A 25,397-nucleotide genomic window follows, 5' to 3' on the forward strand; every position below is an offset into this window, starting at 1 on the left:
CGCCCTGTGCACCGATGCGCATTGTGCACCCTACATAGAACCTGTTTAAGATACAATTAAAGTTAGGTATTATTGAAAAATGAGCAATATTAACCAAGTGTTATCACATCAAAAACAGCCAGAATTAGGATTGGTCTGCATTACGGCTTCGGATGCAGTTCGTTTCCGCACAGTCACGCGGAAGCGGCTGTTGCAACTTACAGAAATAGAACAAGAAAAAGTATTGCGCGAGTTGTATGCAGACAACTTAAAAAGACTTGACAAAGCGCTTGATTTCTGCTACGCCAATGGGATTAAATTGTATCGCATGACTTCTGCGCTGTTCCCTTTTGCAGATACAGATTTGGGGGAAGCAGTGCTACGCTCAATGAGTGAGGAATTGATCGATACGGGCGATCGCGCAATTGACCTCAATATCCGTTTGGTGTTCCACCCCGATCAATTCGTCGTCCTCAGTTCCGACAAGCCCGATGTCGTTAAAAACAGCATTAAAATTCTGGCGACTCATGCTTTAATTATGGATATGTTGCAACAGCCCCGATCGCCCTACGCGCTGATGAACATTCACGGCGGTAAGGGCGATCGCACTTCGCAACTGACATCAGTCATCCGCGACTTACCCGAATCTATTCGATCGCGCTTAACCTTTGAAAATGACGAATATGCCTACAGTTCCTCAGAACTCTTAGAAGTTTGTCTCGATACCGGCGTACCGATGGTTTTTGACGCGCACCACCACGTCATTCACGAACATTTAGAAAGTTACGACGATCCAAACGTTGCCGAAATGCTCGCAGCAGCCCGCACTTCTTGGTCAGTTCCCCAATGGCAATTAGTCCACATATCGAACGGAAAAGAATTTTTTGGCGATCCGCGCCACAGCGATTTGATTGCAGAAATGCCGGAGTGCTATTATCAAGCTCCTTGGATTGAAGTAGAAGCTAAATTCAAAGAATTAGCTATAGAAAAGTTGCGGATAGAATGGCTGGCTGCGAATGTTCCGCAGTTTAGCAATGTCTCGTAGAGGCGGGCTTTACCAACAATAATTGCCTAAAACCAATTATCTCGAAAACCCGCCCCCACCCAACGGTAAATCCAAAGAACAGGCAAGATGCCTGTTCCACAAAGAAGGAATTTTCTTGTGGAGTGTCCCGCCCGCCCGGTTTAGTCCGAAAATCCGACAGGGGTTAAAAACCCCTGTCTCATAGCTAAAGTCCTCTAAAAGAGGACTAAAATAAATAGATATTGAGATCGTATTTCCAGTCGGTTTTAACCGACTTGAGCTTTGAGGCAGGGGTTTAAACCCCTGCCGGACTGTCGATAACCAGACCAATGCTGGACTGCCGGAATTAATAGAAAACCGCGTTAATACCAACTATAAATTATGTGCGGAAGATACACTTTAACTGCTTCAGCTCAAATCATCGCCGAATTTTTCAAACTGTCGGAAGTTCCCGAAATTAAACCGCGATACAATATCGCCCCAACTCAACCAGTAGCGACAGTCACAGCTTCTCCCCAACAAATGCAGCGACAGTTCCAATTTATGCGCTGGGGTTTAATTCCGAGTTGGGCAAAAGATATGAAAATAGGCAGCAAGACTATCAATGCGCGATCGGAAACTGTAGCCGAAAAACCTGCTTTTCGCAGCGCCATCAAGCACAGGCGATGTTTGATAGTCGCTGACGGTTTCTACGAATGGCAAGCGCAGGGCAAGAAAAAACAGCCTTACTATTTTCAAACGGCAGACGGCGAACCTTTTGCTTTTGCCGGTTTGTGGGAAAATTGGGAATCGACCGAAGCAGAAAACATTGTATCTTGCAGTATAATTACCACCGCTGCTAACGAAACCGTCGAGCCCGTGCACGATCGAATGCCGGTGATTCTCCCTGAGGAGGCTTGGGAAGAATGGCTCGATCCGGCTGTTAGCGCTCAGCAAGTTTTGCCGCTGTTAAAGCCCTATACTGCAGCAGCCATGAAAGGAAATGCCGTAAGTGCGATCGTCAACAGTCCCAGCAAAGACAGTCCCGAGTGCATTCAAGGAATTGAATAAAAAAGGTTCGATCGTTCGGACTTTAGTCCGCATCTTCCGAGGACTAAAGTCCGAACGATCGAACCTTAATGACTAATAACTAAATTAACTGTCGTACATCCGCGCTTCTGCTGCGTCGGGATTCTCCTCGCAATACTCGTCAAAAGCCGTTTTGTCAAGCTTGATCGATCGCTGGTGAGCAGCCTCAGCCTGCATTTCCTCTACAATGTCCCACGCTACCGCGCACTCTTTAGATGTAGCGCCTTTCTCGGCACAGACTGTTCTAGCATCCGCGATCGCCTTTTGAATTTCATCCTCAAAAACCACACTCTTCGGCTTCTCAACAAAATCGCTTTTTGTCAAAATATCCGTTACCGAAATAATCCCCAGCAGTGTGTCCTTAATCACCGGAGCTCGGCGGATGCGGGTATTGGCGAACAACCTCGCCACGTATTCCACGCCCAAGTCGGGATTCACCGTGATGCAGGGTTTGGTCATAATCTCGAAAACGCGGACTTTTTGCGGGTCTACTCCGTAGGCTGTTACTTTGTAAACAATATCCGTTTCCGTGACAATGCCGTAGGCGTCTTGTTCGTGGCGGCGTTCCACAATTAGCGCGCGCAGACAGAGTTCGCTCATCATCGCCACTGCTTCAGCTACCGTTGCCGAACCGCGAATGGTGACAACTTCCTTTGTCATAATATCTTGGGCTTTCATCATCATTTTTTCTTGCTCCCAGCTCATACACTTTAGTCTATCCCGATTGGGGGACGCCGGATTTGCCATTACGATCGCGACTTACCCTCAGCCCCCTCCACCTCCAAGAGTCCGCGATTTCCCATCGGGCGGGCTCTTGGAGGACGATCGCGATCGCCAGAGTCAAGCTTTTGGGCGATCGAGCCTTCAGCTTATTTTGCCCAATTTATCAGCCCCAGTCTCAAAGAAGTAAAAGTTAACACAAACAAACCAACTGCTTGCGCTCGCACAGATCCCCGCCTCTGATAAACTTGATGGCTGGGAGTGCACTCAAAGCACAAGGCAAGCAGGACTTAGTTGGGAGGATCTAATTCGTGGACAATGTAATCGGTTTAGAGATTATCGAAGTAGTCGAGCAGGCAGCCATTGCTTCCGCTCGCTTGATGGGCAAAGGCGAAAAAGATGAAGCCGATCGCGTGGCTGTAGAAGCAATGCGCGAACGCATGAACAAAATTCATATGCGCGGCCGCATCGTGATCGGCGAAGGCGAACGCGACGACGCACCCATGCTTTACATCGGCGAACAAGTAGGTATTTGTACCCGCGAAGATGCTCATACTTTCTGCAACCCAGATGAATTGGTAGAAATTGACATCGCCGTTGACCCCTGCGAAGGAACTAACCTAGTTGCTTACGGTCAAAACGGTTCGATGGCAGTTTTAGCAATCTCTGAGAAAGGAGGTTTGTTTGCTGCACCGGATTTCTACATGAACAAATTGGCTGCTCCTGCGGCTGCGAAAAATCATGTAGATATTCGCAAAACACCAACCCAAAACCTCAAAATTATCTCTGATTGTCTCGGCCGCAGTATTGAAGATTTGGTGGTGGTGGTCATGGATCGCCCCCGACACAAAGATTTAATTAATGAAATTCGGGCAGCGGGTTCAAGAGTTCGACTGATCAGCGACGGCGACGTTTCTGCTGCGATTTCTTGCGCGTTTTCTGGTTCCAACATCCACGCGCTGATGGGTATTGGCGCAGCACCTGAAGGCGTGATTTCCGCAGCAGCAATGCGCTGCTTGGGCGGTCACTTCCAAGGTCAGTTAATTTACGATCCGGCTGTTGTCAAAACTGGTTTGATCGGTGAAAGCAAAGAGAGCAATCTCGCCCGCCTTAAAGAAATGGGCATCACAGACCCAGACAAGATTTACAATGCTGAAGAGTTGGCATCTGGAGAAACTGTGCTGTTTGCAGCTTGCGGAATTACTCCCGGAACGCTGATGGATGGAGTTCGCTTCTTTGGCGGCGGCGCTCGTACAGAAAGCTTGGTAATTTCTTCTCAGTCGAAGACTGCTCGGTTTGTGGATACAATCCATATGTTTGACCAGCCGAAATCTCTGCAATTGAATTAGTCATTAGTTAGCGGTTAACAGTTGAATTTTGAAATCTTAATTTTGAAATGTTAATTTTTAACCGTTGACAGTCACCAGTGATTAACAATTAGCGATAAACTAAGAGTTAATCGCAGGTGACTGTTGATAACTAAGAAATAAATAGTGACAAATCACAGATTTGACATCCTCACCGACTATCAAGGAACGGTGATTCCCAAACCTCACGATTTGAGTTTCTGCTGTCACGAGCAACTGCCTCCACCCACAAGGAGTATTATGGTCTTATGTTCGCTCCACAGACTAACCCCGCTAGCCCAGCGGTTTATATGTGTCGAATACCTAAAAGGAATTCTTCTCTGTTGTTTTGATTCTAGGGATGTTTACCATTGCCCTATCCTCTTTTCCCGGTCTACCGATTTGTCTGCGCCGCCAGTTTTACTGGACTTCGCCCGCCCGGGCTGTCTGAATCCATCGTCGCGGGTGGGTCAGTGACCATCTACATCTTAACATAAAGCCGTCCTATAAGGACGGGGTTTCTACCCAAATTTTAGATGAATATTGCAGTCATAGGTCTCAGCCACAAAACAGCGCCGGTTGAAGTTCGCGAAAAACTCAGCATTCCAGAACAGAAGATTGAAGGGGCGATCGCCCAATTGCGCGGCTACCCCCACATTCTTGAAGTTGCCATCCTCAGCACTTGCAACCGCTTAGAAATTTATATTGTTACCAGCGAGTCAGAGCCTGGTGTGCGAGAGGTGATGCAGTTCCTTTCCGAATGCAGTAAAGTTCCGTTGCAATCTTTGCGCCCTCACCTGTTCATTTTGCTGCACGAAGATGCAGTGATGCACTTGATGCGAGTCGCTTCTGGCCTCGACAGCTTGGTGCTCGGAGAAGGACAAATTTTGGCTCAGGTGAAACAAACTCACAAACTCGCCCAGCAGTACAAAGGTGTCGGCAGAATTTTAGAACGTTTGTTCAAGCAAGCTCTGACAGCCGGGAAGCGAGTTCGCACGGAAACTAGCATTGGTACCGGTGCGGTTTCAATTTCTTCGGCGGCGGCGGAATTGGCTCAATTAAAAGGTCAGCATTTAGCAACCAGCCGGATTGCGATTATCGGTGCTGGGAAGATGTCGCGCTTGTTGGTGCAGCATTTGCTGTCGAAAGGAGCGAGCCATATTGCGATCGTCAATCGATCGATGCGAGGCGCCGAGGAATTGGCCGGTTTGTTTAAAGATGCTACATTGCACCTGCATTTGCTCTCGGACATGATGCAGGTAATTGCGGATTCTGACTTGGTGTTTACCAGTACAGCCGCTACAGATCCGCTGTTAAATAAAGCTAAATTAGAAGCTGTCTTAAAACCCGATCGCCCTTTGATGTTGGTGGACATTTCTGTACCGCGCAACGTTGACTCGGATGCAAAGGAAGTCGCTAACGTGAAGTCCTTTAATGTGGACGATTTGAAAGCAGTGGTAGCTCAAAATCACGAAAGCCGCCGCAAAATGGCAATGGAAGCTGAGGGCTTGCTGGAACAGGAAGTAGAGGCTTTTGATGTCTGGTGGCGCAGTCTAGAAACTGTTCCTACCATTAGCTGTTTGCGGGATAAGATCGAATTGATTCGGGAACAAGAGTTAGAAAAAGCTTTATCGCGTCTGGGTTCCGAGTTTTCGGAGAAACATCAAGATGTGATTGAATCTTTAACAAGAGGGATTGTGAATAAGATTTTGCACGATCCGATGGTGCAGTTGCGGGCGCAGCAGGACATTGAGGCGCGCAGACAGGCGATGCAGACTTTGCAAACGCTGTTTAATTTGGATGTGGATGTCAATCAGCAGTACAGTTGACAGTTGACAGTTGACAGTTGACAGTTGACAGTTGACAGTTGACAGTTGACAGTTGACAGTTGACAGTTGACAGTTGACAGTTGACAGTTGTCATTAGTGATGTTTTGCATTAGCTTTTAATGTAATTAGGACTTATACCATTTTTCTGACCTATATGCTATGGATGAAGTCTTAGCCCCCCCTTAATAAGGGGGGGTTGGGGGGGGTCATATCTAGCGCTACTTTAGAAAATTGGTATTATATCGTTTCCGGTCGATTGACTGCAATAAGATTGGTTCGTAGTGCGGACTTCAGTCCGCAGCCGAAGAGCGGACTGAAGTCCGCACTACAAACTTTTATTTTTATGGTAATCTACCGGACATGATATTTCCCATTTGCTGATTAAGTAATGGGGTTTATAGCCTTTCTCAAAGAGATGAGGTATAACTGACAGCTTCTATAACTCTTAAAATAAGAGGGCCCAAGCCCAACTACGTACCTCACCTTTCTAAGAAAGGCTATATCAACTCAAATTTAGGGTTTTACTTGTTGCCAGGCTGGATCATGAAAACCAGTTCAACTAACAACTAATAACTAACAACTAACAACTAATAACTAACAACTAACAAATAACAACTAATAACTAACAACTAACAACTAACAACTAATAACTAATGACTAATAAGCGAATTTGTCAATTAATTTTATTGATTGTAGGGCTGTGGTTAGTTTTTGAGTTTTCTACCCGGATTGTGGCAGAAATGCTGTGGTTTGAGGAAGTTGGATATCTTCAGGTTTTGCTGTTAAAACTGAAAACTCAAGGGTTGCTGGGCGCGATCGCAATTTCGGCATCTTCCGCCTTCTTCTTCGGAAATTTAGCCCGATCGCGCCGCTTGCAACTTCCCACCGAAAACATCAAATCACCTGTTTTTCGGCAGTTAATCGCGCCCGCAAGTGGCAGAAACACGAAGAAAAATCCTCAACTACCTGCTGCTAAATCTCAAATTGCCTTTCCCTGGCTGTTGTTGGCGATATTGGGATTAAGTGCGATCGCCAGTTTAACAGTAATGCACTGCGGGCTCTTAGCCGTCGGTAGCATCGGTGATTTTAGGATAGTCGGGGGTTTGTCTGCGCCGCCAATTCAGTTGGGATTCGAGTCAATTCAGCTTGGGGTGGTGCAGCTATTCGATCGCTGGTGGCAGTTGGGCTTGCTGCTGGGAATGATGTTAGCTGTAGCAATTAAGCCGGATTTTTGGCTGCGGGCGATCGCTCTTTTGCTCAGTTTGGCGATCGGGCTAATTGCCGCCAGTCGCTGGACTAAACTTTTACAATATTTCAACCCTACTAATTTTAACATCACCGACCCGATTTTTAATCAAGATATTAGCTTTTATGTATTTATTTTGCCCATCTTAGAATTACTAAGTTTCGGGCTGACTGTTGTATCTGTGTACGGTTTAGTATCCTGTGCTTTAACCTATTTGCTGTCGGGAAACAGCCTCAGTCAAGGGATATTTTTGGGATTTTCGCGATCGCAACAGCGGCACTTGTACGGCTTGGGAGCAGCTTGCATGGTAGCCGTCTCACTCCGGTACTGGCTGGGCTGTTACACCTTGCTGTACTCGCGCGGAGACGTTAGCTACGGGGCGAATTATGCAGACGTGACAGTGCGGCTTCCCGTCTATGGATTTTTGAGTGTGGTGGCTGGGGCGATCGCACTTTTCATGCTTTGGCCTGTTTTCCAATTAAAAATCAACAATAACAACTTAAAAAAAATCATCTTAGCATTTTTGACTTTAAGTCTATCTCTAGGTTTGCTGCTACCAAAAATCGTGCAGCAACTCGCAGTCAAACCCAACGAATTAGCCCGCGAACAGCGCTACATCCAGCGCAGCATTGCCTTTACCCAACAAGCTTTTGACCTGAAAAAAATTGAAATTAAAACCTTCGATCCCGGCGGTAAACTTACATATGAAGACTTAGAAAAAAATCAACTTACTATTAGCAACATCCGGCTGTGGGACAAACAACCACTGCTGCAAGCCAACCGAGAGTTACAGCAAATTCGACCTTATTATACATTTCCTGATGCCGATATCGATCGCTACACAATCAAAAACGCCACAGCAAAAAAAGGAGATGTGGAAAGCCAGCAAGTAATTCTGGCGGCGCGGGAATTAGATTACACAGCAGTTGCGCCGGAAGCTCAAACTTGGGTAAACGAACACCTCGTGTACACTCACGGTTACGGCTTTACTCTTTCTCCCGTAAACACAGTCGGTGCCGGCGGTTTACCCGATTATTTTGTCAAGGATATTGGGGTTACAGCCCAGACGGGAGAGAGTGTTTTAGATGTCACTAAAGATAGCATTCGGGCCAGTATCCCGATCGGCTATCCGCGCATTTACTACGGCGAAGTCACCGATACAGACGCCATCGCACCGACAAAAGTCAAGGAATTCGACTATCCCAGCGGCCAAGACAACGTTTACAATACCTACAGCGGTACGGGCGGAATTGCGATCGACTCTATATGGAAGCGCTTGCTGTTTGCGAGTTATCTCAAAAATTGGCAAATGGCCCTCACCCGCAATTTTACACCAGAAACCAAGTTACTTTATCGCCGCAACATTAACAAAAGAGTCCGGGCTATCGCTCCTTTTTTGCGCTACGATTCCGATCCGTATTTAGTAGTAGCAAACGCCAATCTCAGCAAAGGCGAAATCGAAAAAAAACCGGATAAAATTGACAATGCAATTAAACCTTCACCATCGGTAAACGATAAATCTCCCAACTATCTTTACTGGATTATCGATGGCTATACAGCGAGCGATCGCTACCCCTATTCAGACCCAGGAAACAATGAATTTAACTACATCCGCAACTCAGTGAAAGTAGTCATTGACGCCTACAACGGCTCTGTCAACTTCTACGTTGCGAATCCTTCCGACCCGATTATTAAGAGTTGGATGGCTATCTTTCCCGGACTCTTCAAACCCCTGGACAAAATGCCTCCAGCACTCCGCAAACACATTAGATATCCCGTAGATTTGTTGAGCATTCAATCGGAACGGTTGTTAATTTATCACATGGAAGATCCGCAGGTATTTTACAATCGGGAGGATTTGTGGCGAGTTCCCAATGAGATTTATGGTGGGAAACAGCAGCCCGTAGAACCGTATTATTTGATTACAAAATTGCCGACGGAAACATCAGAAGAATTTATTTTGCTATTGCCATTTACGCCAGTCAGCCGCAATAATTTAATTGCTTGGATTGCAGGGCGATCGGACGATGATGATTACGGTAAACTGCTATTGTATCAATTCCCAAAACAGCGCTTAGTGTACGGCCCGGAACAGATAGAAGCTTTGATTAACCAAGATCCGGTGATTTCCGAACAAATATCTCTGTGGAATCGGCAAGGATCAAAAGCGATTCAAGGGAATTTATTAGTAATTCCGATCGAACAATCTTTGCTGTACGTGGAACCTCTATATTTAGAGGCAGAACGCAATAGTTTGCCAACTTTAATTAGAGTAATTGTTGCCTACGAAAACCGGATTGTGATGGCAGAAAATCTCGACAAGGCGCTGAAGGCACTTTTTCAGCCAAAATCTACAAATAAACCCGCAATTGTGAGACCAGTAGAAGGCGCAGCCCCGGCGTTGAATTGACAGGATGTGTAGGGTGCGTCGCCCAATAAAATATCTAAAAATAAAGCAACAATCTCATAGCAACGCACCTTAAATATAGGACTAATATAAACAAGTTAGAATCGTGAATTAAATAATTTACATATATTTGTGGAAGGGGCGGGACGCCCGTCCTTTCTGAACGGGCGTCCCGCCCCTTCCATAAGTATTTGTAGGGTGTGGATACCTCGAAAATATCTCAAAATAAAGCAACAATCTCATAGCGTGGGGTGGGCTTCCCGCCCTTTCTGGACGGGCGAGACGCCCATTCCACAAGAAAAATCACGCATTGTAAGTTATTGAATTTTCATTGCTTAGGACTTACGTAAAGAAACCGGGTTTCTAGGAAAAATCTTGGTTTCTCAACTATAAAACTAGGTAGAAACCCGGTTTCTGGCCGGGCGTGTGCATAAATTCTGCAAATATTAGGTTTGTTTCCACAAGCCCTTGAATAGCGCAGGTGTGGATCCATTAGATTATCCATCGCATTCAGAGATTGTCTGTGGCGACACACCCTACAGTAACTGACTACATTCTCCTAAAATCAGCACAGCGGTATTTACAACGGATGCAACTCGACGAGCAAGTGCGTATTGTTAAGGCTTTAGATGCGCTGGTGACAGACTCGACAAAACTTGACATTAAGCCTCTCAAAGGTCGTCTTGAGTTCCGGCTGCGAGTGGGTAAATATCGGATACTTTTTGTAGAAGATACGGATAACCAGGTATATGTTGTGACCCAGATTGGTTCTCGCGGTGATGTCTATAAATAAGGTCGATCGCACTTTGGGAAGAAAAGGGCGATCGCACTTTGGGAAGAAAAGGGCGTACTTTGGGAAAAAAAGGGCGATCGCTTTTCCCCGAATCCCGAATTGAGATATAATAAATAACAAGCAAAAAAATCAACGAAATTCAGTGTAACTTAAGAAAGCCTATGTTGACTGTAGAACAGATAGAAAATGCGATTCTCCAACTGCCGTCCAACGAGATTGGAAAGTTGTTAGAGTGGTTACTAAATTTGGATTACCAACGATGGGATGTTCAGCTAGAGAAAGATATTTCTCATGGTAAACTAGATGCTTTAGCAGCAGAAGCGATGGCTAACGCCTCGGCTGTCGCCTACGCAGATTTTGAGAGTGGTAACTATCGAGAGATTTAATGCACTATACGAAGGAGAAAGTTTTGGGATTGTTACAATGCTTTGCCATCAACTGTACAAGCTACAGCCGATCGAAGTTATGAGTTGCTAAAGGCAGATCCGTCTCATCCTTCCCTGCATTTTAAGAAGGTTGGTGACTATTGGTCTGTAAGGGTCGGACAAGCTTATCGGGCGTTGGGTGTTGAGATTAAAACAGGTATTTTGTGGTTTTGGATTGGTACGCACGCAGAGTACGATCGCCTGATAGGAAAATAAGGGCGATCGCGCTTTGGGAAGAAATGGGCGATCGCGCTTCGGGAAAAAAGGGCGATCGACTCACTGCTGAAAAGAGACAAGTTGCGATCGCCTACCTGATGACTTAAAATAGAAGAGACATAGAGCTGCGTGGTCAAAATGGACAGAATCTCCGTCAACCCTCAAATTCACTTCGGTAAGCCTTGCATAGTGGGTACGCGCATTACTGTACAGAGCGTTCTCGAATTACTAAATGAAGGGCTTTCTTTTGGAGAGATTATCCGAGACTACTATCCCGATTTGGAAATGGATGATATTCGGGCGTGTTTGCGTTATGCGATCGCACTGGTGGCGGCGGAAGATGTGCATTTGGCATTAGCTTAAATTTATGAAGTTTCTGATAGACTAAGATGTGTACGCTGTCACCATAAAGTTTTTGATTGATGCAGGACATGATGTAATTGTTGTTGCTCAAATGGGTTTAGCGCAAGCAAGTGATGAAGAAATACTGAGAGTAGCGCAAGCAGAAAATCGCATCCTGGTTACGCGAGACAGAGATTAGGGAAATCTGGTTTTTGTGAGGGCGATCGGAACAGGTGTAATTTACCTTCGAGTCTTACCTAAAATGGTGAATGAAGTTCATAAGGAACTAGCAGGAGTTATAGAAAATTACTCTGAAGTAGAATTAAAAGGGGCATTTGTGGTTGTAGAACCTGATGGATATCGGTTTAGAAAACCGCTTATATAAGAAGTTAATTAGTGTCCTGTTGGAAAGGAAAGGGCGATCGCACTTCCTTCGATCCTAAATTGCTATAATGACAATCAGCCCAAAAATATCAACATCAAGCCTATGTCTACTTATAGCGAGGTACTGAGTCAGGCTCAAAGTCTCACTCCTGAGGAGCAACAGCAGCTTTTAGAAGTATTGTCAGCTTTGATGCGCGATCGGGTAACAACCCAAACTCAGGGTAAACGATCGGAAATTGATGCAGCACTGATTGAAATGGCACAAGATCCAGAGTATCAAGCTCAAGTGCTACAGATGGAGGCTGAGTTTGCGTTAGCGAGTTGGGAAGCATGGCAATTGGGAGAATCTCCTGTATGAACCGGGGAGAAGTCTATGATGCTCGATTCAAGGGCTATAATAGTAAAAATAGAGAATAGTTGATATTAGCTATGCAGCGAATATTTGAGGCTATATTGAAGGGAAACCTTTTAGAATGGGCTAATGAGGTTCCAAAACAGGGCGATCGCCCTGTCAAAGTTTACGTTACTTTGCAAGAAGAGCGATCGACTTTAAGTGCTGAGTTCCGCCGTCAGAGAATAGTTGAAATATTGGAAAAAATAGCAGCAAGTAATGTCTTTGCTGAGATTAGCGATCCGGTGGAATGGCAGCGAGAGTTACGTCAAGATCGTCCACTTCCAGGTAGGGATGAATAATGCTGCTTGACAGTAATATTATTATCTACGCTTCTCAACCAGAACACGCGCAGATTAGGCAGTTTATTGGTGAACATGACATAGTTGTATCGGCTGTAAGTTACGTTGAAGTCTTGGGTTATCATCGGCTGACTGAAGAAAATAGATTGTACTTTGAGGATTTCTTTGGTGTTGTGGAGGTTTTACCAATTTCTAACGCTGTACTCGATCGGACAGTCCTGCTGCGACAGATGAGGAGAATGACACTTGGGGATGCTATTATTGCGGCAACTGCTTTGGTATATGGCAGAACTTTGGTGACAAGAAATATAGGGGATTTTCGGTGGATTGCTGAACTCACACTGATTAACCCATTTGAGGCTTAAGTAAAGATGGGCGATCGCGCTTTGGGAAGAAATGGGCGATCGTACTTGGGTAAGAAAAGGGATCTCGCACTTTGGAAAGAAAAGGAATCTCGCTTTTGAACTATCTTGTCCTAATTTAATCAGCATCATACTTACATAACCATGCTGCTATGAGCGTTCCTACTATTCCACCTCCTGAAAAACCTATTATTATTGGAACATTTAAAAGTCCTGCTATAGTAATTCCAATTCCTATAGAAGTTCCTCCTGACTGAAGAACTGCATCCACAAATTTTCTCCTAATAATTTGTTTTTGATTTTTATTAAGATTAGCTCGCTTTGTTATATGTTCGGTTAACATAGCTAGGAGAGCAACAGTCCCTTCTTTAGATACTCGATCTACTATAGCTGTAAAAAGATTTCCCAGCCATTCTTTACCGTCAGGTGTAGTTTTGCGTTTATTGTCTATTGCAACTACTGGAATCTGGCAGGGCATATTACCATCACCTATTACGTCTGCTATGGTTTGTAGAATAATTTGTTTTTTTATGTGCAATTGCTCTTGGTATTCCGAGCGTTCAATGTTATTTGCAAAAGTAAAAACAATAACAGCATATTGCCAAACTATAGGTCCCAAAGCGTATGAAATAATTTTGATTGCTCGTAGATCGTTTTCCGATCTTGTTTCATCTAGTCTGCTAACATACAACATAGAGTCAGGAGTACGAACTTTGGAACGAATTAGATCTATATATCTTTGATCGTTTCCACTTCCATCACATAAACCAGGAGTATCAAAGACAGTAGCTTTAATATTATTTATCTCAAAATCAAATCCAACAACATCTGCTGTTTCCGCCTGATAGCGATTAACTTTAGATACTTCTTTGCCCACTAATGAGTTGACAGTGCTAGATTTCCCCCAGCCTGTACGACCTACTACAAAGAATACCAGCCGTTTGTTTTTAGTATTCGCCAGCATTCTTTCAAGAGCTTGAATAAAATTTATGCCTATTTCGTCAGTCATGATATTTTTGGAATTTATTGGGAAAGTTAAGGATTACTTTGGCGTAGAGCAACTACGGTCATTAAAGTATATTTTATAACCAAACCTAAGCGCAGTCAGTTGGAAAGATCGGGACTTTCCCCAGACAACCCGATCGCAAATGTCGGAAATGTCGGAATTATGTCGGAAATGTCGGAAAGTCGGATATAATACGACAAATCCCAGCACACGACTGACCTATGGACATCGCAGAAGTCTTGAAACTCGCAGACGAACTAATCTTCGCGAAGACGGGAGAACATATAGACTATCTGCAAAAGGCTATCCTAGAAGGGACATTCCAAGGTCGGACATACCAACAAATTGCTGACGCGACTCATTCCAGTGAAGGTCATACTAGGGATATCGGTTCGGAATTATGGCAAATACTTTCAGAGGGATTCGGAGAAGAGATTACTAAAAGAAATTTTCGAGCAATATTAAAAAAGGGTAAATTTTGCAATTTTTCACCCGCTATTGGTAGAGATCATGTAACAGTTAATAATAACCTCAATGTTTGTCCAGAAAGGGCGAGAAGTCCAACACCTCCCCAAAACCCCCAACAAACCCCAACTCAACTCCACATAGACTTAGGCGACGCACCCCAAATCTTCAGGTTTTTTGATCGCACCCCTCAACTCTCCACCCTCGAAAACTGGATAACGCGCGATCGCACTCGCCTCATCGCACTCCTCGGAATCAGCGGAATCGGCAAAACAACCCTCTCCCTCGGCCTCATCAACCAAATCAAAACCCAATTCGATTACATCATCTATCGCAGCCTCCGCTTTTCCCCAACCCTAGACGCAACCCTCACCAACCTCCTGCAAATCTTTCCCCAACCAACAGAAACTCCCCAAAACATTGACACCAAAATTTCCCAACTCCTCAACCACCTACGCAACTATCGCTGTCTGATTGTCCTCGATGACGTGCAAATGCTTTTTTGCAGCGGACAACCCCCAGGACAATACAAATCTGACTGTGAAGATTATCAGTTATTTTTTAAACTAATTGCCGAAGTTTGTCATCAGAGTTGTTTGATGTTGAATAGTTCCGAAAAACCTAGAGAAATTGTCCGATTAGAAAAAGCATATCATCCGGTTCGCTCCTTTGAATTGGGAAGTTTAGGAATAGCAGCTAAAGATATTTTGAACTCACAAAAGTTATCCGATGAGGAAACCTGGGAAACATTGATTGATATTTATCAAGGCAATCCCCTGTGGTTGGAGTTGACTGCAACCCTGATTCGAGAGTTATTTGGCGGTAGGGTGGCTGAGTTTTTGCAGTGCGAGATGCCGATTTTAGATGAAGGGTTGCAATCTCAGTTATCTCAACAATTTCAGCGCTTGACTCAGCCGGAGTTGGCCGTGGTGACTCACTTGGCCAGTCAAGCTGAACCCGTTGCTGTGTCTCATTTTTTTAACAAAATACCGTTGTCGCCGTCAGAGATAGTCAATGCAGTGCGATCGCTCAGAAATCGGTTTTTATTGGATGCCATAGAAGAGGAAAAGATAACTTTGTTTAGTTTGAATCCCGTGTTGAGACAGTATGTGCACAGTCGGTATGTTTCTAATTGATGTCAAATTCGGTTGATAAACGCGATATTCGTAGGGAAACGGCAATGCCGTATCCGTATCCAATTAACTAACGCGCTTTCCCGCAGTCCGGCAGGGGTTAAAACCCCTGCCTCAAAGCTGAAGTCCTCTAAAGAGGACTAATGAGTTCTTCAGTCCTCTTTAGAGGACTTTCGCTATTAGACAGGGGTTTTAACCCCTGGCGGTCTTTCGGGTTAAGTATTATGCCGTGTTCGTATCCGTGCTCGCGCCGGAGGTGGCACTACCGTTTCCCTAGGGTAGCTGATTCTGTAAGCGCGATCGTACCCACTCTCTCAACTCTCTAATTCTCGCATTCTCTCCCTTTTCTGAGTCTAAATTCATAAACTGTGCGAGTTCTTTGACAGGAAACGAGGCAAATGCCAAACTCGTTTCCGACTCGACATAGCCCGTATCATTTAAAATATTAATTATTAGTTCTCCCTTCTTCCAAATCCAAACTTCCGGCACTTTAAGTTCCGCATAAACCGCCATTTTATTAATAGATGAGCTAGTCAAATCCATTTCCACAGCTAAGTCTGGTGGCGGGTCATTTTTGAGATCGATAGTTAACTTTCCCCGCATTAAAGCTTCATTTTGAATATAAAAACATTCATCAGCTTCGTTGCCAGCTTTTTTGGGTTCCGAACGCCAAGTAGATGATTTTAATCCGATAATTTCAATTCCAATTTCCTCAGAAAGCGCTACAATTAGTCGTCCGAGAGTCCAGCTATACCTTTCATGTTCTGGTAAAGGTACCATTAGTTCTAAAGTCCCCTGATAGTAAGTCATGCGCGGCGTTGAACGTTCCGCAAATACTTCTAACAAGTGTTCGTAGGTTTCCCAACTGATATCATGTAAAACCAGGTGAGAACCTGCAAGCTCTTCTTTACTGTACGCCAGGGTTTGAACCATTGCAAATACTCCACGACAACTATAACTCTATTTTACTCTATTGAACATTGGACAGGTGCGATCGCCCTTTACCAAATAGATTCAAGATTCAGCACAAATCCGGGGAGAACATCTTCACCTGATAAAGTAGCAGGCGACTCCTGCACTTCAACTTCTGCGCCCTGACGATAAATTTCAACTTGTCGAGACTTGCGATTAATTAACCAACCCAAACGCGCACCATTATCTCGATACTCTTTCATCTTATCCTGAGTTTCTTTCAAGCTATCGCTGGGAGACATTAACTCGACGACAAAATCTGGACAAATTGGGGGAAATTTCCTTTTTTGTTCTAGAGTTAGTGCATTCCAGCGTTCTAATATTACCCAAGAAGCGTCAGGCGCTCTATTTGCACCATTAGGAAGTTTGAAACCTGTTGAGGAATCAAACACTTTGCCCAATTTATTTCGCTCATTCCAATTCCAAATTTGTGCTGTTAATCCTGCATTGCTATTGCTAGTCTCTCCTCCTGCTGGTGACATGATAATTAGTTCTCCTTTGGCCGTCCGTTCCAGTCTAATATTCTCATTTTCCTGACACAGTTGAAAAAACTGATCGTCTGTCAGCTTAATGATGGGGTTGAGGTTGAGCGTGAGGGTAGTCATAGCGGTATTTTATAGCGGGCTAAACGACCTTTATTAAGGATGGTAGCATATCGAGTAAGTCTTGAGCGCGATCGCACATTTATTGACTGTTCTTTATCTGATGTTCAACATAAGATCGCAGCACAGCATTCATCAGAGATTGATAACCTTTCCCTTGACTTTTAAACCACTCTAAGACATCGCTATCTACTCTTAAAGAAATAGGTTGTTTTGTCAGCGGTTTTGCGAGTTTGGCTTTTTCCCAGAAACTCGCATCTAACTCAGCAATATCAGACGTATCGATCGCAGATTCTGGAATATTTTCTAATTCTTCAAGTCGTTTGGGCGAGATAGTCATATTCAAACAGCAGAGATTGTATATACATATTGTATGTATTTACAGGATAGCATAAAGGGCGATCGCTTCCTACTCATCTGCTTCCAATCTTGAAATATCGGTGGCATAAGCGATCCAACAAGCGAACGCTAGCTTAATGTAACTCGATCTCAAAGTCCCTTGACACTATCAAATAGTTTGATATACCATGAGATATGAGATGAACATCAAATGACAGGAGAGTATGAAAAAGAATCAAGATAGCATTTTTGATTTGTCGCCAAAAGAAGAAGCTGTACTCACATCAGTCTTTCACCGCGAACGTTACGGCTTGGAGATTATTGAGGCGGTGAAAGAGGCGAGTGGCGGGAAAATCAAACTCGGCTTTGGTTCCCTGTACCCAACCCTCCACAAACTAGAGGAGAAAGGGTATTTAGAAGCACGCTGGGGTGATGAGACACCGGAAGAAAGAGGTGGTGCGCGACGGAGGTACTACAGAATTACAGGGTTAGGAGTGAAAGTTCTGGCAGATAAAAAGCAATTTCTTAACGATCTGGCTGGGTGGGAACCAGCTTGGGGAGGGGTATAAAATGAGCGAGAAAATGTTGTTAACCAAAGACCAACTTATCATCGCCAGCATAGGTATCATCTCATTAATTTTATTCAGCTTTATTATTGGTGATGTGCTGGGTATAGTGTGCCTTTTTTCTAATCCTACCCTAACAAAGACGCTATTTGGAGTATTTCTGTTTTTTCCTGCCACTTTCATACTTTTCTTGTCACTTTTATATATGGTTTCAGGGGGGTGGAACATGTGTAGTGATAATGGTGACGGTACGAAGTTCAAACGAGGTTTAATAATGTTGAAACAGGCAATGATAGCCAGTCTTCTTTTTGGTACATTCATTCTGGTGACTAATGTTATTTTTCTCAAAGTTCCATTTGGCATCCATTTGTTATTCAGTTACTCATTCTTACTGCTTACGCCATTTGGCTTGAAGGTATTTGAAAGAGGATGGTTAGCCATACCAGAGAAAGATAGGAATGCCCTGTTCATTGCATGGTTTATTCCATTGCTGGAGCAGATCATCCCGAAACAAGATCATGAAGAGTGGATGGGTCTGTTAAAAATAGGGCATGATAAGTCAATCAAAGAAGGCAAACATCTAATCTTCGTAAATTTAGAAACTTTAAAAAATGGTTTATGTTTAATTGGAGGTTCACTCTGGTTGAAAGCCGATAAGTTCGTTTCAGGATGGATGACCAGAGCAAAATAGGTTTTCTTGGGATAGACACTACAGCTAACAAGCAACGGTGGAAATCTCAGAAAAAAGGCACCGCTAACTAACCGGGTGCCTGCATTGAATATAAAACACACACAAATTCTAACATATGCCACAGATCAAACGTTTTAATGGTGTCAGAGTTGCCAACTCTCAACGCCGTCAGTTTTTAGCTACCCAAATTCTACTGGTCAAGATGGCAATTATTTGCTTTGCAGGTGGTGTGACTATTTACTATCAACAAAGTGTAATAGTCGCCGCAGTCGCGTCAATGATTGCAGGGTGTAGTGTAGAAATAATTGATGCTTGGCGCGAACAAAATAACGATCGCAAACCGAAAAAAATGTGACGAGGATGAAGTAATTTTGTGTTAGGGGTAGGGGCAATTCATGAATTGCCCCTACCCCTATCAAATAAGAAGCTGAATTGTTCTACTCTTCCTTGATCCGGTATTTATGCGAACATCAAGCGACCTTTCGGTTGTGGAATAGGATGACCCACTGCGTTAGCCGTTTCTATCCACTCCTGCATAATAATCTCTATATTTTGGAGTGCTTCTTGATAAGTTTCACCATCAGCAGCACATCCTGGCAATTCTGGTGCTTCCGCAATAAATGCCTGGTCTTCGTCACTCCAGTAAATGATTACTTCATACTTCATGATCATCTTGGTTAACCAATTTATATTTCAAAATTACTGCACGAACTTGCTTTACTTGATAAGCTTTAGCTTTTGATTTATCTGCTTTCTGCGGTTGGATGTTGAGAATTTCTGCGACTCCCTCCTCCGTAAAAATATGGTGACTTCCCTTAATTCTTACCTCAAATCCTAAAACATGGAGTATTTGACATAAATCGCTAAAGGAAAAACTATCATCGGATGCACCAAGCATCAGCTTAGCTAGAAGTTTGTTTATTTGAGTCATTAATTATTTTCATTATTGTCTGGGCGTTAATACTCTCACAAAATAGTGCAAGGGTATCAATTACCCCCCCCACTATTATAATTGAACTCACGCATCGAGGTTCAGAAACCGGGTTTTTTACGAAAATACTTGGTACTAACCCGCAGACTCGGTAAAAAACCCGGTTTCTTTGGTCATAGCGCACAACTTACGCCTGCACTAATTCAAAAACCCTATTCTACCCCCTCAATCCGGTCTTCCACCTCCTGATACAACTCGCGCAACCTGTCCAAATTGTTCTCCGAAGTCTCCCAATAACCGCGACCGTTCACCTCAAGCAAAGTGCTGACAATCTTGCGGAAAGAATGAGGATTCAGATTCAGCAAACGCTTCTGCATTTCCGCATCTTCGATAAAAGTAGTGTTCACATCCTCATACACCCAATTATCCACCGCACCCGCAGTCGCACTCCATCCAGTAGTGTTTACCAGACGCTTAGAAATCTCCCGCACGCCCTCATATCCGTGCGATAACATCCCCTCGTACCACTTCGGATTCAGCAGCTTAGTCCGCGAATCTAAACGCACGGTTTCTGATAGCGTCCGCACCTGCGCGTTGGCTGTGGTTGTATCAGCAACGAAGGATGCCGGTTGCTTCCCGTCGCCGCGCAAACTGCCGATTAATTTGGTCGGATCGGAGTCGAAATAGTGCGATACGTCGGTTAGCGAAATCTCCGCCGAATCCAAGTTTTGGAAGGTGACATCAGCAGTTTTTAAGGATGATTCAAAAATCTGCCTGTCTTGTTCCATTGTTCCGGGATTGTCGGAAGAAAAGGCGAAGGATTTGCGGGTTAAGTACATTTCCTGCAACTCGGCTTCGCTTTCCCAGGTGCTGTTTTCTACCGCTAAGTTGACGTTAGATGAATAGGAACCGGACGCATTGGAAAATACGCGGGTTGCTGCTTGCCGCAGGTTGATTCCCATTTCTTCGGCTTGCTTCAAGGCGTGTTTGCGGACGAAGTTCATTTCTAAAGGTTCGTCGGCTTCTGCGGCCATTTTCACGGCTTTATCTAACAGGTTCATTTGGTTGATGAACAAGTCGCGGAAGACGCCGGAACAGTTAATTACTACGTCAATTCGAGGGCGTCCCAACTCTTGCAAGGATAGCAATTCGAGTTTGTTGACTCGGCCCAAAGCGTCGGGAACAGGCTTGACTCCAACCATCCACATTACTTGCGCGAGGGATTCGCCGTAAGTTTTGATGTTGTCGGTTCCCCACAACACAACGGCGATCGTTTCTGGGTAATTTCCGCCGTTATCGAGGCGCTGTCTTTCTAATAAGCGATCGACAACAACCTTAGCAGACTTCACCGCACCCGTCGTCGGGATTGACTGCGGATCCAAAGCGTGCATATTCTTGCCAGTCGGCAAAACATCCGGGTTGCGAATCGGATCGCCGCCGGGGCCAGGCAGAACATACTCGCCTTCCAACGCGCGCAACAATGCGCCCAATTCGTTATCGGCACAAACTTGCTGCAAGCAGAATTCCAGATACTCAAACAGCGGTTTAATCGGTTCTGGATCGACTTTTTTGTAACCGGCGGCGTGCAACGCATCAATCCAAGGTGTTTTCTTGCCCATGTTGAAGAAATTCAACTTGGAAACTAGGGAAACTCTGCCCTCAGCATCGGTTTGTTCCTTCACCAAAGCGCCGACGGCTTCCCGACAGGCTAAGGTGATATTTTGCAGCAATTCGACATCTGTTAAAATGCCTCGATCGCTATTCGTGTAAATTTCCTCAATATCGCGTCCCAGACTGTTAGCGATAATTCGCGGTAAACTGACAAGTTCGTCTTCTTCGCGGTCTAAATTGGCGATATTTACCAAAGTTGCGATCGCCTCTTCCGCAGTCGGCGGCTTACCGATAATATGCAAACCGCAAGGTAACAACCGCGACTCAATCTCCATCAACTTGCGGTAAACCAAGCCAACTAAATTGTCCCGTTCCTCCGAAGTCATACCCGCAGCAACGCCTCTTTCCTGTTCGGGAGGTAGGGCGATATCCTTGTCCAAATTGACCAAACGGCACTTCTCGACGATCGCATCCACAATCGGCACGCCCCGGCCCGTATCCTTCAAAGTTTGATAAGAAGCAATCAACTCGCTGAGTTCCTGCAAACCTTTGTACAAACCAGCATTTTCAGCCGGAGGAGTCAGATAGCTAATAGTTTCAGCATAACTGCGGCGCTTGGCAATTGTTGCCTCGCTGGGATTGTTGGCGGCGTAATAATAGAGGTTAGGAATCTTGCCGATCAAACTGTCGGGATAACAATCGATAGACATTCCCATCTGCTTACCGGGCATGAATTCTAGAGAACCGTGAGTGCCAAAGTGCAGCACCGCATCCGCACCCCAAATGCGCTCCAAATAAGTGTAGTAAGCAGCAAAACCGTGGTGCGGGCTGGCGGAACGAGAGAATAACAACCGCATCGGATCGCCTTCATATCCAAAGGTAGGCTGCACTCCGATAAACACGTTGCCAAAATGTTTGCCGAAAATCAGCAAATTTTGTCCGTCGCTGTTCAAATGTCCCGGAGGCGGGCCCCAATTTTCTTGCAAGCGTTCCGAGTAAGGAGTGAATTCTTCGTATTCAGCTACGGACATCCGGTAAGCAACATTTAATTCGGGAGTTTGGTATTGGGCTGTTGCGTCGTGGATGACTTCTTGCATCAGTTTTTCTGCGGAATCCGGCAGTTCTGGCAAGTCGTAACCGTTGCCTTTTAGGGCTTTCAATACTTCGTAAATCGAGCCGAAAACGTCGAGGTAAGCTGCTGTGCCGACGTTGCCTTTGTCGGGGGGGAAACTGAATACTGTGATGGCAACTTTTTTATCTAATTTTGGTTTGCGGCGCAGCATTGCCCATTTCATGGCGCGCTGGGAAATTGCTTCGATTCTATCTTGCAGGGCGATCGCCTTTCCAGTTGCGCCATCTCTACCCGACAAAATAATCGGTTCGATCGCACCATCCAACTCAGGAATCGCTACTTGCAAAGCAACTTGAATCGGGTGCAAGCCCAAATCGCTATTTTCCCACTCTTCCGTTGTTTGGAAAACCAGCGGCAAAGCCACCATGTAAGGGCAGTTGAGCTTTTTCAAAGTCTCGATCGCCTTCGGGTGATCTTGTTTCGCCGGGCCGCCAACCAACGCAAAACCAGTCAGAGAAACCACCGCATCTACGATCGGCAGCGGTGCCACACCTTTGGGCCCAACTTCCAAGAAAAAGGTTTCAACCGGTTTCGAGAAGTCCAAACCGCCTGCAAAAATCGGTAAAACTCGCGCCCCCATTGCCTCCAATTCCTGCACAATTGCTACGTAGTGCGCGTCATCTCCAGTAACTAAGTGAGTGCGCTGCAACACTAAACCGATGCAAAGTGCGAGGGGATCTTTGAGGTCTGCGGAAATATCTTTGCGGGCATTATACCAGGCGAGATATGCTTTTACATCCTCAAACATCGACGGTGCCAAAGGATGCCAAATCCCCATATCCGGGTAGACAACGGGCTCTTGAAAACTTAGCTGTTCCTGGCCTTTGAATACGTATTTATGTGACAGCATCAGCAAAAAGTTTTCCAAGTTTTCTTGGGAACCGCCCAGCCAATACTGGAAACTCAGCATGAAGTTGCGCGCATCTTGGGCTTTGTCGATCGGCAAATATTTCAGCACTTTCGGCAAAGTTTGCAGCAGTTTCAGCATTCCGTCTTGGAAGGAACTCCCGGACTTTTCCTTCCGTTTTTTCATGAATTCGCCGATCGCGCTTTTGCTTTGTCCCAACTGCGCCATCGAGAAACTGCCCATTTTATTTAGCCGCATCACCCCCGGCATTGAGGGGAAAACTACAGCTACATCCAAGCTGTCGCGCAGCGGTTCCACAGCCGCTACCACTTTTTCTGCCAGATCTTCGATGAAAATTAGAGAAGCAATAAATACGTTGGCATCTGCCACATCCCGCTTGAAGGCCTCGTAATTTTCCGGGCTGCGGAGTTCTTCGATCAGGTAGCCGCTGATTTCTATTGCCAGATTCGGATTTTTGTTATTTATCGCTCGAACCGCTGCGGAGAGGGCGCTTTGATACTGCGGTTCTAGTACGACATAGACCACCTTCATGAGCGATCGCCCCTGCAAGTTTTCCGGCACGACGTGGCGAATGGTGGGCTTGACGTGAGTGAACATCCGGTTAGGCTCCTTTAAGATGCTGTTTTCGGCAATCGGGAATTTTTTTGTCCCCTAAGCATTTTTACCAGAAAACGCTTGCCATTAGGCGATTCGATCCTGCTAATTACACAATTCGACAAATTTATTGCAATTTTTAGTTACATTTTTTTACAAATTCCTTGAGCAAATGCTCCAAATTATCTTTACAAATATTTACTTGACATTAGATAGTCAATGTGTATTAGAATAAAATAGGAATAAAAAATAAAAAATCAACCAATCTTTGAGAAAAACGCTCCTGAGAAAAGTTCCGAAGTTTGTATAACTCATTAAACAGGCGATCGAGCAATTAATTAATCCCATAAAGTAATAAATTCCGAATTTTTAACCGTTCTTTCGGATGAGTGCGCTATTAGCAAATTTGATATTTTTCCCGGGAACTTAAAACGGTTGTAGAAACTCTTTATTGTATAAGTTCGCGATCGGCGATCGAACTCAGGTGAAATTAATTGCTGTTGATTGTCAAGCTCATCAAAACCCTAGGGGGACAACATGGCTAACTACGCAATATTCGATGAAAAATACTATCTCTCACAATATCCTTGGATCAAACCGGCCATTGATGCCGGAATAATCGCATCCGGCAAAGAACACTTTGAAAAATTTGGTAGAGCAGGTGGCTTAACTAAAGTATCGCGTTATTTTGACGAAGCTACTTACCTTGCAGCCAACCCAGATCTCGCACCCTTCGTCCGCACCGTCAATCCAGGCGCACCTTTTGCGACTGGCCTCGATCACTTTATCCAGTTTGGTTACGATGAAGGACAGCGCCGCACTCAAGTATCGCCTGAGTACAACGAAGATTTTTATTTAGCAAATAACCCAGAATTGCGATCGTTTGTCGGCCCCAATGGACCTTTCAAATCAGGATACCAGCATTTCATTCAATTCGGGGCAAAAGAAGGTCGTTTTGGGACTTCATTTTTTGAACCGGAATACTTAAAAGAAAACCCCGATATCGTGCCGTTTGTCAACTCTGGAGCCTTGAAAACCGGTCGGGAACACTTCTTCAATTTTGGGAAAAATGAGCCCAATCGTTCTGCGACTTTTGTCGGCAGTCGCAGCAACGATGTTATAACTGGTGTTGGTGCGGGGAATGTGGAACTGATTGGAGTAGAAGTCGGTATCGATCGCAACGGCAACCGACAGTTTGAAAGCTTTGGAACTAATGAATTCGATGTCCTAATTGGCAGCCCCGGAGTTGATACATTCGTCCTCGGAGTTCCTGCATCAGCCGGGAATCTCTCCGCGACAGCGTTGTATACGGGTAACGGTCAAGCTACGATTCGCAACTTCAACGTAGCAGACGATTTGATCCAACTGCAAGGAAGTTCTTTAAACGGTTACAGTCTGACTCCTGTTGGCAACAATTTGTCAATCCAGCGTTTTGGAGATGTGCTCGGCGTGATTGAAGGAGGAGCAAACTTGAATTTGACTTTCCTAGAAGCTAACGGTAATGGTACTTTCTTGATTGGTTAGTGATTAGTCATTAGTGAGCAGTCATTAGTCATCAGTAGGGTGCGCAATGCGCACCTTACGGCTTAGTATCAGTAGGGTGCGCAATGGGCACCTTACGGCTTAGGAATGGAAAGGACTGATACCAATTCA

General features: G+C 44.8%; 27 protein-coding genes. 19 read left to right on the forward strand and 8 right to left on the reverse strand.

Annotated features, from left to right (window positions below):
* Positions 1-79 precede the first annotated feature (79 nt).
* Together uvsE and JGK39_RS22050 are read left to right on the forward strand one after the other, a co-directional pair.
* Positions 80-1,024 carry a UV DNA damage repair endonuclease UvsE gene (gene uvsE, locus JGK39_RS22045; RefSeq protein ID WP_293259242.1) on the forward strand — a complete coding sequence of 315 codons (945 nt, stop codon included), beginning with the start codon at positions 80-82 and terminating at the stop codon, positions 1,022-1,024.
* A gap of 360 nt (positions 1,025-1,384) precedes the next feature.
* On the forward strand, positions 1,385-2,053 hold the full coding sequence (locus JGK39_RS22050; RefSeq protein ID WP_293259245.1) for an SOS response-associated peptidase: 669 nt from the start codon (positions 1,385-1,387) through the stop codon (positions 2,051-2,053).
* A gap of 84 nt (positions 2,054-2,137) precedes the next feature.
* On the opposite strand, the gene JGK39_RS22055 is transcribed toward JGK39_RS22050, so the two are convergent.
* On the reverse strand, positions 2,138-2,755 hold the full coding sequence (locus tag JGK39_RS22055) for a CP12 domain-containing protein (RefSeq protein WP_293259321.1): 618 nt from the start codon (positions 2,753-2,755) through the stop codon (positions 2,138-2,140).
* A 56-nt stretch (positions 2,756-2,811) separates the two neighbouring features.
* Between JGK39_RS22055 and JGK39_RS22060 the strand changes: the two genes are divergently transcribed.
* The 12 genes from JGK39_RS22060 to JGK39_RS22110 all read left to right on the forward strand — a co-directional run bounded on the left by JGK39_RS22060 (position 2,812) and on the right by JGK39_RS22110 (position 12,837).
* Positions 2,812-2,988, forward strand: a complete 177-nt coding sequence (locus JGK39_RS22060) for a hypothetical protein (protein WP_293259248.1) — start codon at positions 2,812-2,814, stop codon at positions 2,986-2,988.
* Positions 2,989-3,102: 114 nt separating this feature from the next.
* Entirely contained in the window at positions 3,103-4,140 is a 1,038-nt protein-coding gene (glpX, locus tag JGK39_RS22065; protein ID WP_293259251.1) for a class II fructose-bisphosphatase, read from the forward strand.
* A 533-nt stretch (positions 4,141-4,673) separates the two neighbouring features.
* Positions 4,674-5,966 carry a glutamyl-tRNA reductase gene (locus JGK39_RS22070; protein ID WP_293259254.1) on the forward strand — a complete coding sequence of 431 codons (1,293 nt, stop codon included), beginning with the start codon at positions 4,674-4,676 and terminating at the stop codon, positions 5,964-5,966.
* 653 nt (positions 5,967-6,619) lie between these two features.
* Complete coding sequence (locus JGK39_RS22075; RefSeq protein ID WP_293259257.1) at positions 6,620-9,622, forward strand: UPF0182 family protein; 3,003 nt, start codon at positions 6,620-6,622, stop codon at positions 9,620-9,622.
* A 520-nt stretch (positions 9,623-10,142) separates the two neighbouring features.
* Complete coding sequence (locus tag JGK39_RS22080) at positions 10,143-10,412, forward strand: type II toxin-antitoxin system RelE/ParE family toxin (RefSeq protein WP_293259260.1); 270 nt, start codon at positions 10,143-10,145, stop codon at positions 10,410-10,412.
* Positions 10,413-10,573: 161 nt separating this feature from the next.
* Complete coding sequence (locus JGK39_RS22085) at positions 10,574-10,798, forward strand: hypothetical protein (RefSeq protein ID WP_293259263.1); 225 nt, start codon at positions 10,574-10,576, stop codon at positions 10,796-10,798.
* A gap of 209 nt (positions 10,799-11,007) precedes the next feature.
* Positions 11,008-11,160: a hypothetical protein gene (locus JGK39_RS22090; protein WP_293259266.1), complete on the forward strand. Its 153-nt coding sequence runs from the start codon at positions 11,008-11,010 to the stop codon at positions 11,158-11,160.
* A gap of 31 nt (positions 11,161-11,191) precedes the next feature.
* The gene (locus JGK39_RS22095) at positions 11,192-11,416 is read left to right on the forward strand and encodes a DUF433 domain-containing protein (RefSeq protein ID WP_194012749.1); all 225 of its coding nucleotides are present in this window, start codon (positions 11,192-11,194) and stop codon (positions 11,414-11,416) included.
* Between the two features lie 28 nt (positions 11,417-11,444).
* A complete protein-coding gene (locus tag JGK39_RS33725; RefSeq protein WP_293259273.1) occupies positions 11,445-11,594 on the forward strand; it encodes a DUF5615 family PIN-like protein in 150 nt (49 codons plus the stop codon).
* 288 nt (positions 11,595-11,882) lie between these two features.
* Positions 11,883-12,137: a hypothetical protein gene (locus tag JGK39_RS22100; RefSeq protein WP_293259276.1), complete on the forward strand. Its 255-nt coding sequence runs from the start codon at positions 11,883-11,885 to the stop codon at positions 12,135-12,137.
* A gap of 71 nt (positions 12,138-12,208) precedes the next feature.
* A complete protein-coding gene (locus JGK39_RS22105) occupies positions 12,209-12,472 on the forward strand; it encodes a hypothetical protein (protein WP_293259279.1) in 264 nt (87 codons plus the stop codon).
* Entirely contained in the window at positions 12,472-12,837 is a 366-nt protein-coding gene (locus tag JGK39_RS22110) for a type II toxin-antitoxin system VapC family toxin (RefSeq protein ID WP_293259282.1), read from the forward strand. The genes JGK39_RS22105 and JGK39_RS22110 overlap by 1 nt, the downstream gene beginning before the upstream one ends.
* A 115-nt stretch (positions 12,838-12,952) precedes the next feature.
* Here the strand turns inward: JGK39_RS22110 and JGK39_RS22115 are convergent, their stop codons facing one another.
* Complete coding sequence (locus JGK39_RS22115) at positions 12,953-13,843, reverse strand: GTPase (RefSeq protein ID WP_293259285.1); 891 nt, start codon at positions 13,841-13,843, stop codon at positions 12,953-12,955.
* A 218-nt stretch (positions 13,844-14,061) separates the two neighbouring features.
* On the opposite strand from JGK39_RS22115, the gene JGK39_RS22120 reads away from it, so the two are divergent.
* Positions 14,062-15,441: an AAA family ATPase gene (locus JGK39_RS22120; RefSeq protein ID WP_293297396.1), complete on the forward strand. Its 1,380-nt coding sequence runs from the start codon at positions 14,062-14,064 to the stop codon at positions 15,439-15,441.
* A 270-nt stretch (positions 15,442-15,711) separates the two neighbouring features.
* Here JGK39_RS22120 and JGK39_RS22125 read toward each other — a convergent pair whose 3' ends face one another.
* The 3 genes from JGK39_RS22125 to JGK39_RS22135 form a co-directional block, all read right to left on the reverse strand.
* A complete protein-coding gene (locus JGK39_RS22125) occupies positions 15,712-16,371 on the reverse strand; it encodes a Uma2 family endonuclease (protein WP_293259291.1) in 660 nt (219 codons plus the stop codon).
* A gap of 68 nt (positions 16,372-16,439) precedes the next feature.
* Positions 16,440-17,015 (reverse strand): Uma2 family endonuclease, encoded by a 576-nt coding sequence (locus JGK39_RS22130; RefSeq protein ID WP_293259294.1) that lies wholly within the window; start codon positions 17,013-17,015, stop codon positions 16,440-16,442.
* 79 nt (positions 17,016-17,094) lie between these two features.
* The gene (locus JGK39_RS22135) at positions 17,095-17,352 is read right to left on the reverse strand and encodes a BrnA antitoxin family protein (protein ID WP_293259297.1); all 258 of its coding nucleotides are present in this window, start codon (positions 17,350-17,352) and stop codon (positions 17,095-17,097) included.
* A gap of 223 nt (positions 17,353-17,575) precedes the next feature.
* Between JGK39_RS22135 and JGK39_RS22140 the strand changes: the two genes are divergently transcribed.
* From JGK39_RS22140 to JGK39_RS22150, 3 genes are all read left to right on the forward strand, one after another.
* Positions 17,576-17,920, forward strand: a complete 345-nt coding sequence (locus JGK39_RS22140; protein ID WP_293259300.1) for a PadR family transcriptional regulator — start codon at positions 17,576-17,578, stop codon at positions 17,918-17,920.
* Between the two features lies 1 nt (position 17,921).
* Positions 17,922-18,608: a hypothetical protein gene (locus JGK39_RS22145; protein ID WP_293259303.1), complete on the forward strand. Its 687-nt coding sequence runs from the start codon at positions 17,922-17,924 to the stop codon at positions 18,606-18,608.
* Between the two features lie 115 nt (positions 18,609-18,723).
* Positions 18,724-18,963 carry a hypothetical protein gene (locus tag JGK39_RS22150; RefSeq protein WP_293259306.1) on the forward strand — a complete coding sequence of 80 codons (240 nt, stop codon included), beginning with the start codon at positions 18,724-18,726 and terminating at the stop codon, positions 18,961-18,963.
* A gap of 104 nt (positions 18,964-19,067) precedes the next feature.
* Here the strand turns inward: JGK39_RS22150 and JGK39_RS22155 are convergent, their stop codons facing one another.
* The 3 genes from JGK39_RS22155 to JGK39_RS22165 form a co-directional block, all read right to left on the reverse strand.
* Positions 19,068-19,274, reverse strand: a complete 207-nt coding sequence (locus tag JGK39_RS22155) for a type II toxin-antitoxin system HicB family antitoxin (protein WP_293259309.1) — start codon at positions 19,272-19,274, stop codon at positions 19,068-19,070.
* Positions 19,264-19,539 (reverse strand): type II toxin-antitoxin system HicA family toxin, encoded by a 276-nt coding sequence (locus JGK39_RS22160; RefSeq protein ID WP_293259312.1) that lies wholly within the window; start codon positions 19,537-19,539, stop codon positions 19,264-19,266. The genes JGK39_RS22155 and JGK39_RS22160 overlap by 11 nt, the downstream gene beginning before the upstream one ends.
* Positions 19,540-19,751: 212 nt before the next feature.
* Positions 19,752-23,747, reverse strand: a complete 3,996-nt coding sequence (locus JGK39_RS22165; protein WP_293259315.1) for a magnesium chelatase subunit H — start codon at positions 23,745-23,747, stop codon at positions 19,752-19,754.
* 534 nt (positions 23,748-24,281) lie between these two features.
* Between JGK39_RS22165 and JGK39_RS22170 the strand changes: the two genes are divergently transcribed.
* Positions 24,282-25,268 (forward strand): calcium-binding protein, encoded by a 987-nt coding sequence (locus JGK39_RS22170; protein WP_293259318.1) that lies wholly within the window; start codon positions 24,282-24,284, stop codon positions 25,266-25,268.
* The last annotated feature ends 129 nt before the right edge of the window (positions 25,269-25,397 follow it).

The sequence above is a fragment of the Microcoleus sp. PH2017_12_PCY_D_A genome (assembly GCF_020738565.1).
Classification (GTDB): domain Bacteria; phylum Cyanobacteriota; class Cyanobacteriia; order Cyanobacteriales; family Microcoleaceae; genus Microcoleus.

Excerpts from the sequence above, each read along its gene's own strand:
- JGK39_RS22155 (WP_293259309.1), bottom strand. The coding sequence starts at position 19,274 with ATGAAGTATGAAGTAATCATTTACTGGAGTGACGAAGACCAGGCATTT.
- JGK39_RS22110 (WP_293259282.1), top strand. The coding sequence starts at position 12,472 with ATGCTGCTTGACAGTAATATTATTATCTACGCTTCTCAACCAGAACAC.
- JGK39_RS22125 (WP_293259291.1), bottom strand. The coding sequence starts at position 16,371 with ATGGTTCAAACCCTGGCGTACAGTAAAGAAGAGCTTGCAGGTTCTCAC.
- JGK39_RS22085 (WP_293259263.1), top strand. The coding sequence starts at position 10,574 with ATGTTGACTGTAGAACAGATAGAAAATGCGATTCTCCAACTGCCGTCC.
- JGK39_RS22070 (WP_293259254.1), top strand. The coding sequence starts at position 4,674 with ATGAATATTGCAGTCATAGGTCTCAGCCACAAAACAGCGCCGGTTGAA.
- JGK39_RS22120 (WP_293297396.1), top strand. The coding sequence starts at position 14,062 with ATGGACATCGCAGAAGTCTTGAAACTCGCAGACGAACTAATCTTCGCG.
- JGK39_RS22130 (WP_293259294.1), bottom strand. The coding sequence starts at position 17,015 with ATGACTACCCTCACGCTCAACCTCAACCCCATCATTAAGCTGACAGAC.
- JGK39_RS22140 (WP_293259300.1), top strand. The coding sequence starts at position 17,576 with ATGAAAAAGAATCAAGATAGCATTTTTGATTTGTCGCCAAAAGAAGAA.
- JGK39_RS22160 (WP_293259312.1), bottom strand. The coding sequence starts at position 19,539 with ATGACTCAAATAAACAAACTTCTAGCTAAGCTGATGCTTGGTGCATCC.
- JGK39_RS22115 (WP_293259285.1), bottom strand. The coding sequence starts at position 13,843 with ATGACTGACGAAATAGGCATAAATTTTATTCAAGCTCTTGAAAGAATG.
- JGK39_RS22100 (WP_293259276.1), top strand. The coding sequence starts at position 11,883 with ATGTCTACTTATAGCGAGGTACTGAGTCAGGCTCAAAGTCTCACTCCT.
- JGK39_RS22150 (WP_293259306.1), top strand. The coding sequence starts at position 18,724 with ATGCCACAGATCAAACGTTTTAATGGTGTCAGAGTTGCCAACTCTCAA.
- JGK39_RS22050 (WP_293259245.1), top strand. The coding sequence starts at position 1,385 with ATGTGCGGAAGATACACTTTAACTGCTTCAGCTCAAATCATCGCCGAA.
- JGK39_RS22055 (WP_293259321.1), bottom strand. The coding sequence starts at position 2,755 with ATGATGATGAAAGCCCAAGATATTATGACAAAGGAAGTTGTCACCATT.
- JGK39_RS22165 (WP_293259315.1), bottom strand. The coding sequence starts at position 23,747 with ATGTTCACTCACGTCAAGCCCACCATTCGCCACGTCGTGCCGGAAAAC.
- JGK39_RS22095 (WP_194012749.1), top strand. The coding sequence starts at position 11,192 with ATGGACAGAATCTCCGTCAACCCTCAAATTCACTTCGGTAAGCCTTGC.
- JGK39_RS22135 (WP_293259297.1), bottom strand. The coding sequence starts at position 17,352 with ATGACTATCTCGCCCAAACGACTTGAAGAATTAGAAAATATTCCAGAA.
- JGK39_RS22170 (WP_293259318.1), top strand. The coding sequence starts at position 24,282 with ATGGCTAACTACGCAATATTCGATGAAAAATACTATCTCTCACAATAT.
- JGK39_RS22145 (WP_293259303.1), top strand. The coding sequence starts at position 17,922 with ATGAGCGAGAAAATGTTGTTAACCAAAGACCAACTTATCATCGCCAGC.
- uvsE (WP_293259242.1), top strand. The coding sequence starts at position 80 with ATGAGCAATATTAACCAAGTGTTATCACATCAAAAACAGCCAGAATTA.
- JGK39_RS22105 (WP_293259279.1), top strand. The coding sequence starts at position 12,209 with ATGCAGCGAATATTTGAGGCTATATTGAAGGGAAACCTTTTAGAATGG.
- JGK39_RS22075 (WP_293259257.1), top strand. The coding sequence starts at position 6,620 with ATGACTAATAAGCGAATTTGTCAATTAATTTTATTGATTGTAGGGCTG.